Here is a 13871-nt window from a genome sequence, read left to right as displayed (position 1 = left end):
CAGAGGGTTAGTTATCCATGACTAACTTTCACGGGCAGAACTGCGCCCAACCCTCGAAGGGGCAGGATCGCAGGACACCCGTCAGACACGGCCTAAGCGGCCCCGGGGACACCGCTTAGCGCGGAGCCCGGATGTCGGACATGTCGAGCCCGGACCACACCCGGTGGTCCTCCGGGAAGCCCAGCGCCACCAGAACGTTGATCAGCATGCCGCAGCCCAGGAAGTCGACCGACTCCTTGGCGTCCCCGCCGAAGGCGACCTGCGCCTGGTCCCAGACCTCGGCCCATGCCGCTCGGATCCGCTCACCGAATTCGTGATCCCCCGCCGCCTCGGCGGAAGCCACCGCGACATAGGTCTGCATCTGCATCAGCAGCTTGTCGCGGTCGTCGATGAGCTCCATGTACGCCGCTGCCATCGCCTCGAGCGGCGATCTGCCGGGGCGCCGTTCCACCGCGTCGGCGAAGACCCGGGGGGTCTCCTCCAGGCAGCGGAGCGCCGCCGCCAGGAACAGCTCCCGCTTGTTCTTGAAGAGGCGGAAGAGGTACGGCTGCGAGACGCCGACCCGCTTGGCGATCACCTCGGTGGAGGTGCCGTTGTAGCCACCGCGCGCGAATTCGGTGATCGCGGCACGGATGACGCTCTCCCGTCGCTCGTCTGCGCTCATCCTGACCATGTGAACCAAGTTAGTGTCCAATCACTAACAAAGTCAAGGCCAGGAGCCGACGGGCAAGTCCAGGAAGCACGTCAGGAAGCACGTAAGGGGCACCCCTCACTGCGAGGTGCCCCTTACACAGCCACGTGCGACTTGCACAGCCACGCACGACGGCCAGGTACGTCAGGCGAGCCGGACCACGGCCCGCGACATCCCCAGGACCTTCTGCCCGGCGCTCATCGCCGTCAGATCCACCCGCACACGGTTGTCGTCCAGCTTCACCGCGATCTTGCCGCTGACCTCGATCAGCGCGCCCGTCTCGTCGTTCGGCACGACGACGGGCCTGGTGAAACGGACCCCGTACTCGACGACCGCGCCCGGGTCGCCGACCCAGTCGGTCACCACGCGGACCGCCTCGGCCATGGTGAACATGCCGTGCGCGATCACGTCCGGCAGCCCGACCTCCGTGGCGAACTTCTCGTTCCAGTGGATCGGGTTGAAGTCCCCGGAGGCGCCCGCGTACCGGACCAGCGTGGCGCGCGTCACGGGAAAGCTCTGCGCCGGCAGCTCGGTGCCGACCTCGACGTCCGCGTAATAGATCCTCGCCGTCATCACGCCTCCTCGGCGGCGCGCGCCACCAGCTTCGTCCACGCGGTCACGACATGCTCCCCGGACTCGTCGCGCACCTCACCGCGGATGTCCACGATGTCGTTGCCGGCAAGGGACTTGATGGTCTCGATGGTCGACGTGACCGTCAGCCGGTCCCCCGCCCGCACCGGCCGTACGTACGCGAACCGCTGGTCGCCGTGGACCACCCGGTCGTAGTCCAGCCCCAGTTGCGGATCCTGAATGACCTGCTCCGCCGCCCGGAATGTGATCGTGAAGGCGAAAGTCGGCGGTGCGATCACGTCGGCGTGGCCCAGTGCCTTGGCGGCTTCCGGATCGGTGTACACGGGATTGGCGTCACCCACCGCCTCGGCGAACTCCCGGATCTTTTCCCGGCCGACCTCGTAAGGCGATGTGGGCGGATAGCTCCGCCCCACGAAGGACTGGTCGAGCGCCATGGACTGGCTCCCTCTCGATGGATGGACCACAACAAACGACACGAGGCCGCCCCCAGTGGGGACGGCCTCGTATACGAGCCTGTTTCAGCGAGTTTCGCGGTGCGCCGTGTGCGAGTTGCAGCGCGGGCAGTGCTTCTTCATCTCAAGACGGTCCGGGTCGTTACGCCGGTTCTTCTTGGTGATGTAGTTCCGCTCCTTGCACTCCACGCAGGCCAGCGTGATCTTCGGGCGGACGTCTGTGGCAGCCACGTGAGTGCTCCTTGACGGACGGGTGGACGGATGAACGCAAAAAAAGAGTAGCCGATCGGAGGACCGACCCCACAATCGGCTACTGTGTGTAGCGGTGACCGGACTTGAACCGGTGACACAGCGATTATGAGCCGCTTGCTCTACCGACTGAGCTACACCGCTTCGATACCGGATCTCCTCACCCGAGGGTGAGGATCACCGACATCAGAGCCCCAATACGGAATCGAACCGTAGACCTTCTCCTTACCATGGAGACGCTCTACCGACTGAGCTATTGGGGCGAGCGATGAAGACATTACACGGTCCGTCGCCGATCGCCCAAATCCGTTTCCCTGCCCCCAGTCCGGCCTCCGGCCCGGCTTCCGCCCCGCCCGTCCCGTACGCCACAGGGGGCCACACCGGTACGACTATTGCGCTCCTCCTCGAAGCGCGCTCCGAGCGCCCCTAGGCTCGTCCCACGCTGCGTGATCTTGCCCTTCGTCACGCCGCCCGAGCCCCACCGCCGCACGCAGGAGCGCGATGCCCGACAGCCAGCCGCAGCCCCCCGACGGCGCCACCGCGGACACCACCGCGCTGCACCTCCGCGGCGCGCGGCTCACGGACGGCCGCACCGTCGACGTACGGCTGAGCGGAGGACGCATCGAGGCGGTCGGCACCGCGGGCAGCCTCACCCCGCTCTCCGCGCGCGTGGATCTCAGCGGCTATCTGCTGCTCCCCGCCCCGGCCGAGCCGCACGCCCACGGCGACACCGCGCTCACCGCCGACTCCCCCGGCCCCGTCTCGTACGCCACCGAGGACGTCCAGCGGCGAGCCACCGAGGCCGCGCTGCTGCAGCTCGGACACGGTGCGACGGCGCTGCGCTCGCACGTACGGATCGGGGATGTGCAGGGCCTCGGCCCGCTGGAGGCGGTGCTCCAGGCGCGGCGCTCGCTGCGCGGGCTGGTGGATCTGACGGCCGTCGCCGTGCCCCGGCTGCTGACGGGCATCGCGGGGGCCGACGGTCTGGCGATGCTGCGGGACGCGGTGAAGATGGGCGCCGGGGTGGTCGGCGGATGCCCGGACGCCGACCCCGATCCGGCCGGATACGCCGAGGCGGTGCTGGAGGTCGCCGCCGAGCACGGCTGCCCGGTCGACCTGCACACCCATGGCGACGATCCGGCGCGGCTCGCGCGGCTGGCGGCGATGGCGGGCGGGCTGCGGCCGGGCGTGGTGATCGGGCCGTGCGCCGGGCTCGCACGACTGCCGCGCGAGGCGGCCTCCAGGGCAGCCGACCAGCTCGCCGCGGCCGGCGTCGCGGTGATCTGTCTGCCGCAGGGCGGCTGCGGGGTCGTGGAACAGCGGGGCAACGCGCCGGTGCGCCTGCTGCGCGCGGCCGGTGTACGGGTGGCGGCGGGCAGCGGCGCACTGCGGGACGTCTCGAATCCGGTGGGCCGCGGCGATCCGCTGGAGGCGGCGTATCTGCTGGCCTCACAGGGCGGGACTCGGGCGAAGGAGGCGTACGGGGCCGTGGCCGCGGCCGCGCGGGATGCGATGGGGCTGCCCGAGGTGCGGGTGGAGGCCGGTTTTCCGGCGGAGTTGCTGGCCGTGCGCGGTGAGGGGATCTCGGGTGTGCTCTCGCTCGCGTACAGCCGGATCGTCATTCACCGCGGGCGGGTGGTGGCCCGTACCAGCGCGGTGCGGGAGTACTGCGACTCGGCGGTCGCCGTCGCGCTCGAACTGCCGCGGCAGGGGCGGCCGGACACCGGTCCCTGAGCGAGCGCCGCGCTTCGGACGTACCGTCGTAGTCATGCGCATTGTCATCGCTGGAGGACACGGTCAGATCGCACTCCGTCTTGAGCGGCTGCTCTCGGCGCGAGGGCACGAGGCCGCGGGCATCATCCGCAGACCGGAGCAGGCCGACGACCTGCGCGAAGCGGGAGCCGAACCGGTCGTCCTCGACCTGGAGTCGGCCTCCACGGAGGAGGTCGCTGCGGTGCTGCAGGGCGCCGACGCCGCGGTGTTCGCGGCGGGCGCGGGCCCGGACAGCGGTGTCGCCCGCAAGGACACGGTGGACCGGGGAGCCGCGGTGCTCTTCGCGGACGCGGCGGAACGGGCAGGCGTACGGCGGTACATCGTCGTGTCGTCGATGGGCGCCGATGCGCGGCACGAGGGCAACGAGGTGTTCGACGTGTATCTGCGGGCGAAGGGTGCCGCGGACGACGACGTACGGTCCAGGCCCGGCCTCGACTGGACGATTCTGCGGCCGGGCTCGCTGACGAACGACGCGGGCACCGGACTCGTACAGTTCAAGGCGTCGACCGGGCGCGGGACGGTGCCGCGTGACGATGTGGCGGCGGTGCTCGCGGAGTTGGTGGAGTCGCCGGCCACGGCCGGACTGACGCTGGAACTGATCAGCGGGAAGGTGCCGGTGACCGTCGCGGTGAAGGACGTGGCCGGTAACTGACGCGTTCCCGAGGCTTCCCCGCACTCGATGAGTTCCCGGACTCCGCCCGGTCCTTGATGTCATGAGGAAACAGATGCCTGAGATCCAGCCCGCGATCGTCGAGCGTGACGAGCAGCTCTACGCCTTCGTCCGCGGGTCCGTACGGATGGACGCCTTCGGCGTGATCGGGGACCGGCTGCCGGAAGTGATCGGCTGGCTGGCCGGCCACGGGGTGAAGCTCGCCGGGGCACCGTTCTTCCGCTTCAACGCCATCGACATGGACGCGGAGTCGGAGGTCGAGGCGGGTGTGCCCGTCGTCTCCGCGCCGGAGCCGGAGGGCGACATCGGCATCGCCCTGCTGCCCCGGGGCCGCTATGTGACGGTCACCCATGTCGGCCATCCCGACGGGCTGTTCGGGGTCATCACCGAGCTGCGCCAGTGGGCGGAGCGGGAGGGCCTGGAGTGGGACATGACGGTGGTGGACGGTGTGGAGCGCTGGGCCTGCCGTCTCGAGTCGTATCTGACCGACCCTCGGGTCGAGCCTGACATGAACAAGTGGGAGATCGAGCTGGCGTTCCGGCTTGCGGACTGACGGGGGCGGAGGCTGAGGGGCTGAGACCGGCGGCTGACGCTGAGGGGCTGAGGGGCTGAGGGGCTGAGGGGCTGAGGAGAGCTAAGGGGCTGAGGAGAGCTGCGGGGCGAGGGCGGGCGGGACCGTACGCTGACGGGTGTGACGGACTCGCAGCACACGGCGGAACCGCTCGCTTCCGACTACGTACGCGAGCGCCGGTTTCCGGACGAGGCGGACCGGCGACCGGCGCGGGCTGGTTCCCCGCGAGCGACAGCGTGCGGCCGGTCGCCCTGTACGAACTGGGCGCACACGCAGCGCGCGGGGCTGCCCGCTCGGTGGGCACGGACCCCGCGTACGCCCGCCGTCTGGATGTCGTCGGACAACTCGCCCTGGAGCGGCCGGAGATGACGGTGCACGGCTCGCTGCGGGAGACGGTACGAGCGGCGGTGACGCTCGAAACGCAGATGGCCCCCGATCCGGGGATCGGGGGCCATCATCATCACGTGGCGGCGCCAGGGTTCGAACCTGGGTAGGCTGAGCCGGCAGATTTACAGTCTGCTCCCTTTGGCCACTCGGGCACACCGCCATGGGATGTCGCCGCGGGAGAGACCGCTGTGGGGCGGATGCTCCGTGGCAACGACGTAAACGATACCTGATGACCGGGGATGCTTCGCCACCGGATTGATCAGCCTAGGGGCGGGTGCGGGTGGCTGGGGCCTGTCTCCCTGATCCGGCCTGATCCAGACGACAGGCCCTAGGCTTGCGGGAGCGGTCCGGGCAGTTTCCGGCCGCGTCTCCACGCACCCGATACAAGGAGCCACAGGACATGGCCGACTCCAGTTTCGACATCGTCTCGAAGGTCGAGCGGCAGGAGGTCGACAACGCCCTCAACCAGGCCGCGAAGGAGATCTCCCAGCGCTACGACTTCAAGAACGTCGGGGCTTCGATCGCCTGGTCCGGCGAGAAGATCCTGATGCAGGCGAACTCCGAGGAGCGGGTCACCGCGATCCTCGACGTCTTCCAGTCCAAGCTGGTCAAGCGCGGGATCTCGCTGAAGGCACTGGACGCGGGCGAGCCCCAGCTGTCCGGCAAGGAGTACAAGATCTTCGCCTCGATCGAGGAGGGCATCTCCCAGGAGAACGCCAAGAAGGTCGCGAAGATCATCCGCGATGAGGGCCCGAAGGGCGTCAAGGCGCAGGTCCAGGGCGAGGAGCTGCGGGTCAGCTCGAAGAGCCGGGACGACCTGCAGGCCGTGCAGGCGCTGCTGAAGGGGCAGGACTTCGACTTTGCGCTGCAGTATGTGAACTACCGCTGATTCCGGCGGGCGCGCCGGGCGGACCGGGGGCGGGACGGCTTGGTCGTCCCGCCCCCGCCCTGTGCGGGATGCGACGCAGCGGACGGGGTGCGGCGGCCCCGGGGCGTGACGTCCGAATACCGCCAGCTTCGGTGGGGCGGGGGTCGCAGACTCGTAGGCGTAGGGGCTTAGGGCGCAGGACACGCTGCGAGGAAAGGAACGAGCCATGACGGTCTACACGGCCATCGACAGCCCTCTGGGCGAATTGCTGCTGGTCGGCGAGGAGTCCGCCACGGCGAAGGGCGGCACGGCGCTCGCCTCGCTCTCCCTGCCCGGCCAGAAGGGCGCAGCCGTCGTCCAGGACGGGTGGCTGCCCGATCCGGCCGCCTTCGAGGAGATCGGCAGGCAGCTCATGTCGTACTTCGAGGGCAGACTGACGCACTTCGAGATCGAGTACGCCGACGGCGGGACGCACTTCCAGCGCCGGGTGTGGCAGGCGCTGGAGGAGATTCCGTACGGCGAGACCTCGACGTACGGGGAGATCGCCGAGCGGGTCGGCACCTCGGCGGTGGGCGTGCGGGCCGTGGGGACGGCGATCGGGCGCAATCCACTGCTCGTCGTGCGCCCGTGCCACCGGGTGATCGGCGCGGACGGGGCTCTTCGGGGGTACGCGGGCGGGCTGGAGCGCAAGGAGCGGCTCCTCGGGCTCGAAGGCGCCCTGGCGGGATCGTGAGCGGAACCCTGTTCCCGAGGGAGCGGGCGGTCGTCGCCCCGGGGGCGGTGCATGTGCCGGGCTGGCTGCCGGTGGAGCGGCAGCGGGAACTGGTCGAGGCCTGCCGCGCCTGGGCGCGCGGCCCGGTACCGCTCCGGCACACCGCGCTGCCTGGCGGCGGCGTGATGTCCGTGCGAACGGTGTGCGTCGGATGGCACTGGCAGCCGTACCGGTACACCCGTACGGCCGATGACGTGAACGGCGCGCGCGTCGCCGAATTCCCGGACTGGCTGCTGGAGTTGGGGCGGGCGGCGCTGGCCGAGGCGTACGGCGGGAGCGAGGCGGATCAGGGCTACACCCCCGACACGGCACTGATCAACTTCTATGACGGCGCGGCGAGGATGGGGATGCACCGGGACAAGGAGGAGCGGTCCGGTGCGCCGGTGGTGTCGCTGAGCATCGGCGACACCTGCGTCTTCCGGTTCGGGAACACCGAGACGCGGGGCCGGCCGTACACGGATGTGGAGCTGGCGTCCGGGGACCTGTTCGTCTTCGGCGGGCCGGCGCGCTTCGCGTACCACGGGGTGCCGAAGGTCCGCCCGGGGACGGCCGACCCGGCGACGGGGATGAGCGGTGGACGGCTGAACATCACCCTGCGCGAGACCGGGTTGTCGGAGCGGCCATAGCCGGCACCGGTCCGCTCGACCGGTGCCGGTCCGAGACCTGTTCGCTAGCGCGAGCGGGAGCGGGAGTGGCCGAACAGGAGCCGGTAGGCGCTCAGCAGGACGAGCGCGCCACCGATCGCCGATGCCCAAGTGGGCCCGTCGTAGAACTCGTTGGTGATCGGCCGGTCCAGGAAGCGGGCCGATATCCAGCCGCCGATGAAGGCACCGGCGATGCCTATGAGCGTGGTGCCGATCACGCCGCCCGGGTCACGGCCCGGGAGCAGGATCTTGGCGATGGCCCCGGCGAGCAGCCCGAGGATGATCCAGCTGATGATGCCCATGCCGTGAACCTGCCTTTCGTACGGTGTTGTCGTGGAGGACGACGGGGGGACAGTGCCCGGTTGCGGAGATCGGTAACGTGCGGCATATGACACAGGAGCTGCGGCGGTCGCTGGGGGTTTTCGACGCGGTCGTCATCGGACTCGGCTCGATGGTGGGGGCGGGCATCTTCGTGGCACTGGCCCCGGCGGCCCGGGCCGCCGGGTCGGGGCTCCTGCTGGGACTGGCGCTGGCCGCGGTGGTCGCGTACTGCAACGCCATGTCCTCAGCACGGCTCGCCGCGCTGTATCCGGCGTCCGGCGGGACCTATGTGTACGGGCGGGAGCGGCTCGGCGCGTTCTGGGGGTATCTGGCGGGCTGGGCGTTCGTCGTGGGGAAGACGGCGTCGTGCGCGGCGATGGCGCTGACGGTCGGGGCGTACGCGTGGCCCGGGCAGGAGCATGCGGTGGCGGTCGCATCGGTGGTGGCGCTGACTGCCGTGAACTATGGGGGCGTTCAGAAGTCGGCGTGGCTGACGCGGGCGATCGTGGCGGTGGTCCTGGCGGTTCTCGCCGCGGTGGTCGTCTCCTCTCTCGGGTCGGGATCGGCCGGTTTCGGGCGGCTCGATGTGGGCGCCGACACGTCGGTCGGCGGGGTGCTCCAGGCGGCGGGCCTGCTGTTCTTCGCGTTCGCCGGGTACGCCCGGATCGCCACGCTGGGCGAGGAGGTGCGCGATCCGGCCCGTACGATCCCGCGCGCCATCCCACTGGCGCTGGGCATCGCGCTGGTGGTCTATGTGTGTGTCGCGGTCTCCGTCCTCTCTGTGCTGGGAGCCGGGGAGTTGGGCCGGGCGACGGCTCCTCTCGCCGATGCCGTACGGGCGGCGGACGCGCAGTGGCTGGCGCCCGTGGTGCGGGTGGGGGCCGCTGTGGCGGCGCTCGGTTCTCTGCTCGCGCTGATTCTCGGCGTCTCCCGTACGACGCTGGCCATGGCCCGGGACGGCCATCTGCCGACCGCGCTGGCGGCCGTGCACCCCCGCTTTCAGGTGCCGCACCGCGCGGAGCTGGCGGTGGGGGCGGTCGTGGCCGTGGTGGCGGCGACAGCCGATGTGCGCGGGGCGATCGGCTTCTCGTCGTTCGGAGTGCTGGTGTACTACACAATCGCCAACGCCTCGGCCTGGACGCTCGGTTCCCGGAATCGGGTGTTGGCGAGTACTGGCCTTGTGGGTTGCCTGGTGCTGGCTTTCGCGCTACCGCTGTCGTCCGTGGTCGCGGGCGCGGCGGTGCTGACGGTAGGTGCGGTGCTGTACGGGGTGCGGCTGCGTCGCGGCTAGGCCTTGGCCTAGGACACGACCGACCGGACGACCTGCCGGGAGACCACCTGCCGGGAGACCGCCTGCCGGGAAGCGACCTACCGGGAAGCGAACGGCCGGTCCGTCGGGACGATCTCCTTGCCGAGAGGCATCAGGGAGACCGGGATGAGCTTGAAATTGGCGATGCCGAACGGGATGCCGATGATCGTGAAGCAGAGCGCGATGCCCGTGACGATGTGCCCGAGCGCGAGCCACCAGCCCGCGAGGACGAGCCACAGGACGTTGCCCACGAAGGAGGGCGCACCGGCGTCGTGCCGGTCGACGGTCGTATAGCCGAACGGCCACAGGGCGTAGATGCCGATACGGAACGCCGCCAGCCCGAACGGGATGCCGATGATGGTGATGCAGAGGATGAGGCCCGCGAGCAGATACGCGAGGAACAACCAGAATCCGCTCAGGACCAGCCATATGACGTTCAGGATTGTCTTCACGGGCGATGACCTGCCATCTGCTCGAGTCGGGCAATGCGTTCCGCCATCGGCGGATGCGTGGAGAACATCTTCGAAAGACCGCGTCCAGGGCGGAAAGGGTTCGCGATCATCATATGACTTGCCGTCTCGAGGCGCGGCTCGGGAGGCAGCGGCAACTGCTTCGTACCGGCTTCGAGTTTGCGCAGGGCGCTTGCGAGGGCGAGCGGGTCGCCCGTGAGCTGGGCGCCCGAGGCGTCGGCCTCGTACTCCCGCGAACGGCTGACGGCGAGCTGGATCACGGACGCGGCCAGCGGGCCCAGGATCATCACCAGCAGCATGCCGATGAGGCCGGGGCCCTCGTCGTCGTCGGAGCGGCCGATGGGGATCAGCCAGGCGAAGTTCACCAGGAACATCACCACGGAGGCGAGCGCGCCGGCGACCGAGGAGATCAGGATGTCGCGGTTGTAGACATGGCTCAACTCGTGGCCGATGACCCCGCGCAGCTCCCGCTCGTCGAGGATCCGCAGGATCCCCTCAGTGCAGCAGACCGCGGCGTTGCGGGGGTTGCGGCCGGTGGCGAAGGCATTGGGGGCCTGGGTCGGTGAGATGTAGAGCCGGGGCATGGGCTGGCGGGCGGCGGTGGAGAGCTCACGGACGATGCGGTAGAGCTCCGGCGCCTCGAATTCACTGACGGGGCGGGAGCGCATGGCCCGCAGCGCCAGCTTGTCGCTGTTCCAATAGGCGTACGCGTTGGTGCCGAGCGCCACGAAGAGCGCGATGAACAGGCCCGTACGGCCGAAGAAGCTGCCGATGACGAGGATGAGTGCGGACAGTCCCCCGAGGAGTACGGCGGTCTTCAGCCCATTGTGCCGGCGGTGCACGGAACGCCCTCCAAATGGTGCGGCAGGGGAACCCTTTGCGTGGTTGTGCTCCACTCTCCAGTGGACCCTTCTGTACTGGTCAACGCCAGGCGAAGGACGCTAGTTCCCTTGTGCGCTCGGCCCTGGGCTGGGCCGTTCGGGTGGCGCTCAGAACAGACTGCTCGCCGCGAAGCGAAGAACCAGCTGGGGATAGCCGGAGAGGACGACACCGACGACGGCCGTCAGGACGATGGCCACGGCGACCGGAGTCGGGGCGCCCTTCCTGACCGGCTCGGCCTCCTCGGCACCCGCTTCGGCGGGCGCCGTGGAGGGCTCCGGGGCGCGGAAGAGGATCGCCGTCCACTGCAGGTAGTAGTAGAGGGCGATCACGACATTGATGGCCATGACGACGGCCAGCCAGCCGAGACCCGCGTCGACGGCCGAGGAGAAGACGGTCACCTTGGCGAAGAGGCCGATGATGCCCGGCGGCAGACCGGCCAGGCAGAGCAGGAAGAAGCCCATAGCCAGGGCGGCGAGCGGGCGGGTGGCGTAGAGGCCGCGGTAGTCGGAGATGCGGTTGAGCGGCTTCGTACGGGCGACGAGCGCGGCGACCGCGAAGGCTCCGAGGTTCACGACGGCGTACATCAGGGCGTACGCGACGGTCGCGCCGATCTGGTCGTCACTGGTGTACGCGGCGGCCGCGATCGGTACCAGGAGGTAGCCGGCCTGCCCCACGGAGGACCAGGCCAGCAGGCGTACCGCGCTCCACGCGCGCGTGGCCGACTGGCGCAGGGCCGCGACATTGCCCGCGGTCATGGTGAGAGCGGCGAGGACGGCGATGGCCGGACCCCATACGTCCGCGTACCCCGGGAACGCGATGACGGTCACCAGGATGAGGCCGGAGAACCCGACTGCCTTTCCGACGACGGAGAGGTACGCGGCGATGGGGAGAGGGGCACCCACATAGGTGTCGGGGACCCAGAAGTGGAAGGGCACCGCGGCCGTCTTGAAGGCGAAGCCGACGAGGGTCAGGACGACGCCGGTCTTGGCGAGGGTGTCCAGCTGGCCGGGGACGTTGTCGACCTCGGCGGCGATCTGCGTGAGGTGGAGGGTGCCCGTCGCGGCGTACACGAAGCTGACGCCGAGGAGCATCACGGCGGTCGCGGTGACCGAGGAGAGGAAGAACTTCAGGGCCGCTTCGCTGGAGAGCCGGTCGCCGCGCCGGAGGCCGACGAGCGCGAAGGCGGGCAACGAGGCCACTTCGAGGGCGACGACGAGGGTGGCGAGGTCGCGCGAGGCGGGCAGCAGGGCGGCGCCGGCCGCGGAGGACAGCAGCAGGAACCAGAACTCCCCTGCGGGGAGCTTCTTCTGGGTGTCCGTGAGCGAGAGCAGCGCGGTGAGCAGCGCGCCGCCGAGCACCAGGAGCTGGATGACCAGCGCGAAGTGATCTGCGGTGTAACTGCAGGCACTCGGGTCGGTCGTGAGGCAGAACGTGGCGCGGTTGCCGTTGCGCAGCGGCAGGAGGGTGATGAGCGCGGCGACGAGGCCGGCGATCGCGCCGGCGCCCAGCAGCCGCTTGTGCTTCTCCGGTACGAAGAGGTCGGCGACCAGGATGAGCAGGGCGACCACGGCGGTGATGGTGGGCGGCGCGATCGTGAGCCAGTCGACGGACTGGACGAGGCTGGTGACGCTGTCTGCTGCCACGGTCACGACTTGCCTCCTGCGAGGAGCTTCTGCACGGCCGGGTCGGTGAGGCCGAGGAGGACCGCGGGCCACAGTCCGGCGAGGACGGTGAGGGCGACGAGCGGGGTCCAGGCGGCGAACTCGTACGTCTGGATGTCGGCGAGCTCCGGGGTCTCCTCGGCGGGCCTGGCGCCCATGCAGACGCGGCGTACGACGACGAGGAGGTACGCGGCGGTGAGCAGGGTGCCGAAGCCCGCGATCACCATGAAGGTGAGGAAGGCGGGGCGGCTCAGGCCCTCGGCGGGGTCGAAGGCACCGAACAGGGCGAGCATCTCGCCCCAGAAGCCGGCGAGGCCCGGCAGGCCGAGGGAGGCGACGGCGGCGAAGGCGAGGAAGCCGCCGAGCCGGGGTGCGCGGCCGTACAGCGCCGCGCCGGTGGCTCCGGCGAGGGTGTCGAGGTCGGCCGTGCCGTAGCGGTCCTTGAGCGCTCCGACCAGGAAGAAGAGCAGGCCGGTGATGAGGCCGTGGGCGATGTTGGCGAAGAGCGCGCCGTTGACACCGGTGGGGGTCAAGGTGGCGATGCCGAGGAGCACGAAGCCCATGTGGCCGACGGAGGAGTACGCGATCAGGCGCTTGAGGTCGCCGCCCGCGCCCTGCTTGGCCAGAGCGAGGCAGGCGAGGGATCCGTAGATGATTCCGGCGACGGCGAAGGCGCCGAGATACGGCGCGAAGGTGTGCATGCCGTCGGGAGCGATGGGGAGCACGATGCGGACGAACCCGTACGTACCCATCTTCAGCAGGACGCCCGCGAGGAGGACGGAGCCGACGGTCGGGGCCGCGGTGTGGGCGTCGGGGAGCCAGCTGTGCAGCGGCCACATCGGGGTCTTCACGGCGAGGCCGATGCCGATCGCCAGAACGGCGATGACCTGCACGGATGAGGTCAGCCCACGGCCGTTGTCAGTGGCGAGTGCCACCATGTCGAATGTGCCGGTCTTCAGCCCGATCAGCAGCAGGCCGAGCAGCATGACGACGGAGCCGAGCAGCGTGTAGAGGATGAACTTCCAGGCCGAGGCCTGCCGCTCCTCGCCGCCCCAGCGGGCGATGAGGAAGTACATCGGGATGAGCACCATCTCGAAGGCCAGGAAGAAGAGCAGCAGATCGAGGACGGCGAAGGTCGCGAGAGTCCCGGATTCGAGGACGAGCAGAAGCGCGACGAAGGCCTTCGGGGACGGGCCCGAAGGCATCTTGAAGTAGCTGTACAGCGCGCAGAGGAAGGTCAGCAGCGCGGTCAGGACGACAAGGGGGAGAGAAATGCCGTCAATGCCGAGGTGGATGCGCACATCGAGTGCGGCGATCCAGCTGATGTCCGTCGTGGCCTGCATCTTCGACGGTTGGTCGTGGTCGAAGCCGAGGGCGAGAACGATCGCGGCAACGAGGACCGCGCCGGTGACGGTCACGCCGTGGCGCAGGACCGCCTGGTCGGGGCTTTTGCCCCGCAGCCCGGGCGGGGCGGGCAGGAGCGCGGCCGCGGCGCCGACGAGCGGGCCGACGACGATGAACGCGAGAAGCAACTGCATCACGGACTCGCTGATATCGATC

At 69.7% G+C, this 13871-nt stretch carries 17 protein-coding genes and 3 tRNA genes; 8 read left to right on the top strand and 12 right to left on the bottom strand.

Going from position 1 to position 13871, the window contains the following annotated elements:
- Positions 1-115 precede the first annotated feature (115 nt).
- From SLUN_RS23760 to SLUN_RS23735, 6 genes are all read right to left on the bottom strand, one after another.
- Positions 116-673, bottom strand: a complete 558-nt coding sequence (locus SLUN_RS23760) for a TetR/AcrR family transcriptional regulator (RefSeq protein WP_175258604.1) — start codon at positions 671-673, stop codon at positions 116-118.
- A 162-nt stretch (positions 674-835) separates the two neighbouring features.
- Positions 836-1264, bottom strand: a complete 429-nt coding sequence (locus tag SLUN_RS23755) for a MaoC family dehydratase (protein ID WP_108151466.1) — start codon at positions 1262-1264, stop codon at positions 836-838.
- Complete coding sequence (locus SLUN_RS23750) at positions 1264-1716, bottom strand: MaoC family dehydratase N-terminal domain-containing protein (RefSeq protein WP_108151464.1); 453 nt, start codon at positions 1714-1716, stop codon at positions 1264-1266. Before SLUN_RS23750 ends, SLUN_RS23755 begins: the two co-directional genes overlap by 1 nt.
- Positions 1717-1800: 84 nt before the next feature.
- Entirely contained in the window at positions 1801-1965 is a 165-nt protein-coding gene (gene rpmG, locus SLUN_RS23745; protein ID WP_006604855.1) for a 50S ribosomal protein L33, read from the bottom strand.
- Positions 1966-2054: 89 nt separating this feature from the next.
- A tRNA-Met gene (locus SLUN_RS23740) sits at positions 2055-2127 on the bottom strand.
- Positions 2128-2173: 46 nt separating this feature from the next.
- Positions 2174-2246: transfer RNA gene (locus tag SLUN_RS23735), tRNA-Thr, on the bottom strand.
- A gap of 238 nt (positions 2247-2484) precedes the next feature.
- On the opposite strand from SLUN_RS23735, the gene SLUN_RS23730 reads away from it, so the two are divergent.
- The 4 genes from SLUN_RS23730 to SLUN_RS23715 all read left to right on the top strand — a co-directional run bounded on the left by SLUN_RS23730 (position 2485) and on the right by SLUN_RS23715 (position 5491).
- Positions 2485-3717 carry an amidohydrolase family protein gene (locus SLUN_RS23730; RefSeq protein WP_108151460.1) on the top strand — a complete coding sequence of 411 codons (1233 nt, stop codon included), beginning with the start codon at positions 2485-2487 and terminating at the stop codon, positions 3715-3717.
- Positions 3718-3751: 34 nt separating this feature from the next.
- Positions 3752-4408 (top strand): SDR family oxidoreductase, encoded by a 657-nt coding sequence (locus tag SLUN_RS23725; RefSeq protein WP_108151458.1) that lies wholly within the window; start codon positions 3752-3754, stop codon positions 4406-4408.
- A 73-nt stretch (positions 4409-4481) separates the two neighbouring features.
- A complete protein-coding gene (locus tag SLUN_RS23720) occupies positions 4482-4979 on the top strand; it encodes a GyrI-like domain-containing protein (RefSeq protein WP_108151456.1) in 498 nt (165 codons plus the stop codon).
- Between the two features lie 254 nt (positions 4980-5233).
- Positions 5234-5491 carry a hypothetical protein gene (locus SLUN_RS23715; protein WP_108151454.1) on the top strand — a complete coding sequence of 86 codons (258 nt, stop codon included), beginning with the start codon at positions 5234-5236 and terminating at the stop codon, positions 5489-5491.
- Here the strand turns inward: SLUN_RS23715 and SLUN_RS23710 are convergent.
- Positions 5463-5544 (bottom strand) — tRNA-Tyr (locus tag SLUN_RS23710). The two genes, SLUN_RS23715 and SLUN_RS23710, sit on opposite strands and share 29 nt — an antisense overlap.
- A gap of 240 nt (positions 5545-5784) precedes the next feature.
- Between SLUN_RS23710 and SLUN_RS23705 the strand changes: the two genes are divergently transcribed.
- From SLUN_RS23705 to SLUN_RS23695, 3 genes are all read left to right on the top strand, one after another.
- Positions 5785-6273, top strand: coding sequence for a YajQ family cyclic di-GMP-binding protein (locus SLUN_RS23705; RefSeq protein WP_108151452.1), 489 nt, complete (start codon positions 5785-5787; stop codon positions 6271-6273).
- Positions 6274-6478: 205 nt separating this feature from the next.
- Positions 6479-6985: a methylated-DNA--[protein]-cysteine S-methyltransferase gene (locus SLUN_RS23700; protein WP_108151450.1), complete on the top strand. Its 507-nt coding sequence runs from the start codon at positions 6479-6481 to the stop codon at positions 6983-6985.
- On the top strand, positions 6982-7650 hold the full coding sequence (locus SLUN_RS23695; protein WP_108151448.1) for an alpha-ketoglutarate-dependent dioxygenase AlkB family protein: 669 nt from the start codon (positions 6982-6984) through the stop codon (positions 7648-7650). The genes SLUN_RS23700 and SLUN_RS23695 overlap by 4 nt, the downstream gene beginning before the upstream one ends.
- 44 nt (positions 7651-7694) lie before the next feature.
- Here the strand turns inward: SLUN_RS23695 and SLUN_RS23690 are convergent, their stop codons facing one another.
- Positions 7695-7970, bottom strand: a complete 276-nt coding sequence (locus tag SLUN_RS23690) for a GlsB/YeaQ/YmgE family stress response membrane protein (RefSeq protein ID WP_108151446.1) — start codon at positions 7968-7970, stop codon at positions 7695-7697.
- Positions 7971-8056: 86 nt separating this feature from the next.
- On the opposite strand from SLUN_RS23690, the gene SLUN_RS23685 reads away from it, so the two are divergent.
- Positions 8057-9280: an APC family permease gene (locus SLUN_RS23685; RefSeq protein WP_108151444.1), complete on the top strand. Its 1224-nt coding sequence runs from the start codon at positions 8057-8059 to the stop codon at positions 9278-9280.
- A gap of 77 nt (positions 9281-9357) precedes the next feature.
- Here the strand turns inward: SLUN_RS23685 and SLUN_RS23680 are convergent, their stop codons facing one another.
- The 4 genes from SLUN_RS23680 to SLUN_RS23665 all read right to left on the bottom strand — a co-directional run bounded on the left by SLUN_RS23680 (position 9358) and on the right by SLUN_RS23665 (position 13849).
- Entirely contained in the window at positions 9358-9750 is a 393-nt protein-coding gene (locus SLUN_RS23680) for a YccF domain-containing protein (RefSeq protein WP_108151442.1), read from the bottom strand.
- On the bottom strand, positions 9747-10610 hold the full coding sequence (gene htpX / locus SLUN_RS23675; RefSeq protein ID WP_108151440.1) for a zinc metalloprotease HtpX: 864 nt from the start codon (positions 10608-10610) through the stop codon (positions 9747-9749). The genes SLUN_RS23680 and htpX overlap by 4 nt, the downstream gene beginning before the upstream one ends.
- Positions 10611-10757: 147 nt before the next feature.
- On the bottom strand, positions 10758-12299 hold the full coding sequence (locus SLUN_RS23670) for an NADH-quinone oxidoreductase subunit N (protein ID WP_108151438.1): 1542 nt from the start codon (positions 12297-12299) through the stop codon (positions 10758-10760).
- A complete protein-coding gene (locus SLUN_RS23665; protein ID WP_108154900.1) occupies positions 12296-13849 on the bottom strand; it encodes an NADH-quinone oxidoreductase subunit M in 1554 nt (517 codons plus the stop codon). Before SLUN_RS23665 ends, SLUN_RS23670 begins: the two co-directional genes overlap by 4 nt.
- Positions 13850-13871 lie beyond the last annotated feature (22 nt).

Source organism: Streptomyces lunaelactis, assembly GCF_003054555.1.
Classification (GTDB): domain Bacteria; phylum Actinomycetota; class Actinomycetes; order Streptomycetales; family Streptomycetaceae; genus Streptomyces; species Streptomyces lunaelactis.
The sequence above is the reverse complement of the archived record's forward strand: the minus strand, read 5'-3'. Positions and strand labels throughout refer to the sequence as shown.

Bases quoted from the DNA above. Each gene is read 5' to 3' on its own strand.
- SLUN_RS23705 (WP_108151452.1), top strand. From the start codon at position 5,785: ATGGCCGACTCCAGTTTCGACATCGTCTCGAAGGTCGAGCGGCAGGAG.
- SLUN_RS23690 (WP_108151446.1), bottom strand. From the start codon at position 7,970: ATGGGCATCATCAGCTGGATCATCCTCGGGCTGCTCGCCGGGGCCATC.
- SLUN_RS23725 (WP_108151458.1), top strand. From the start codon at position 3,752: ATGCGCATTGTCATCGCTGGAGGACACGGTCAGATCGCACTCCGTCTT.
- SLUN_RS23750 (WP_108151464.1), bottom strand. From the start codon at position 1,716: ATGGCGCTCGACCAGTCCTTCGTGGGGCGGAGCTATCCGCCCACATCG.
- SLUN_RS23720 (WP_108151456.1), top strand. From the start codon at position 4,482: ATGCCTGAGATCCAGCCCGCGATCGTCGAGCGTGACGAGCAGCTCTAC.
- SLUN_RS23685 (WP_108151444.1), top strand. From the start codon at position 8,057: ATGACACAGGAGCTGCGGCGGTCGCTGGGGGTTTTCGACGCGGTCGTC.
- SLUN_RS23730 (WP_108151460.1), top strand. From the start codon at position 2,485: ATGCCCGACAGCCAGCCGCAGCCCCCCGACGGCGCCACCGCGGACACC.
- SLUN_RS23700 (WP_108151450.1), top strand. From the start codon at position 6,479: ATGACGGTCTACACGGCCATCGACAGCCCTCTGGGCGAATTGCTGCTG.
- SLUN_RS23665 (WP_108154900.1), bottom strand. From the start codon at position 13,849: ATGCAGTTGCTTCTCGCGTTCATCGTCGTCGGCCCGCTCGTCGGCGCC.
- SLUN_RS23755 (WP_108151466.1), bottom strand. From the start codon at position 1,264: ATGACGGCGAGGATCTATTACGCGGACGTCGAGGTCGGCACCGAGCTG.
- SLUN_RS23760 (WP_175258604.1), bottom strand. From the start codon at position 673: ATGGTCAGGATGAGCGCAGACGAGCGACGGGAGAGCGTCATCCGTGCC.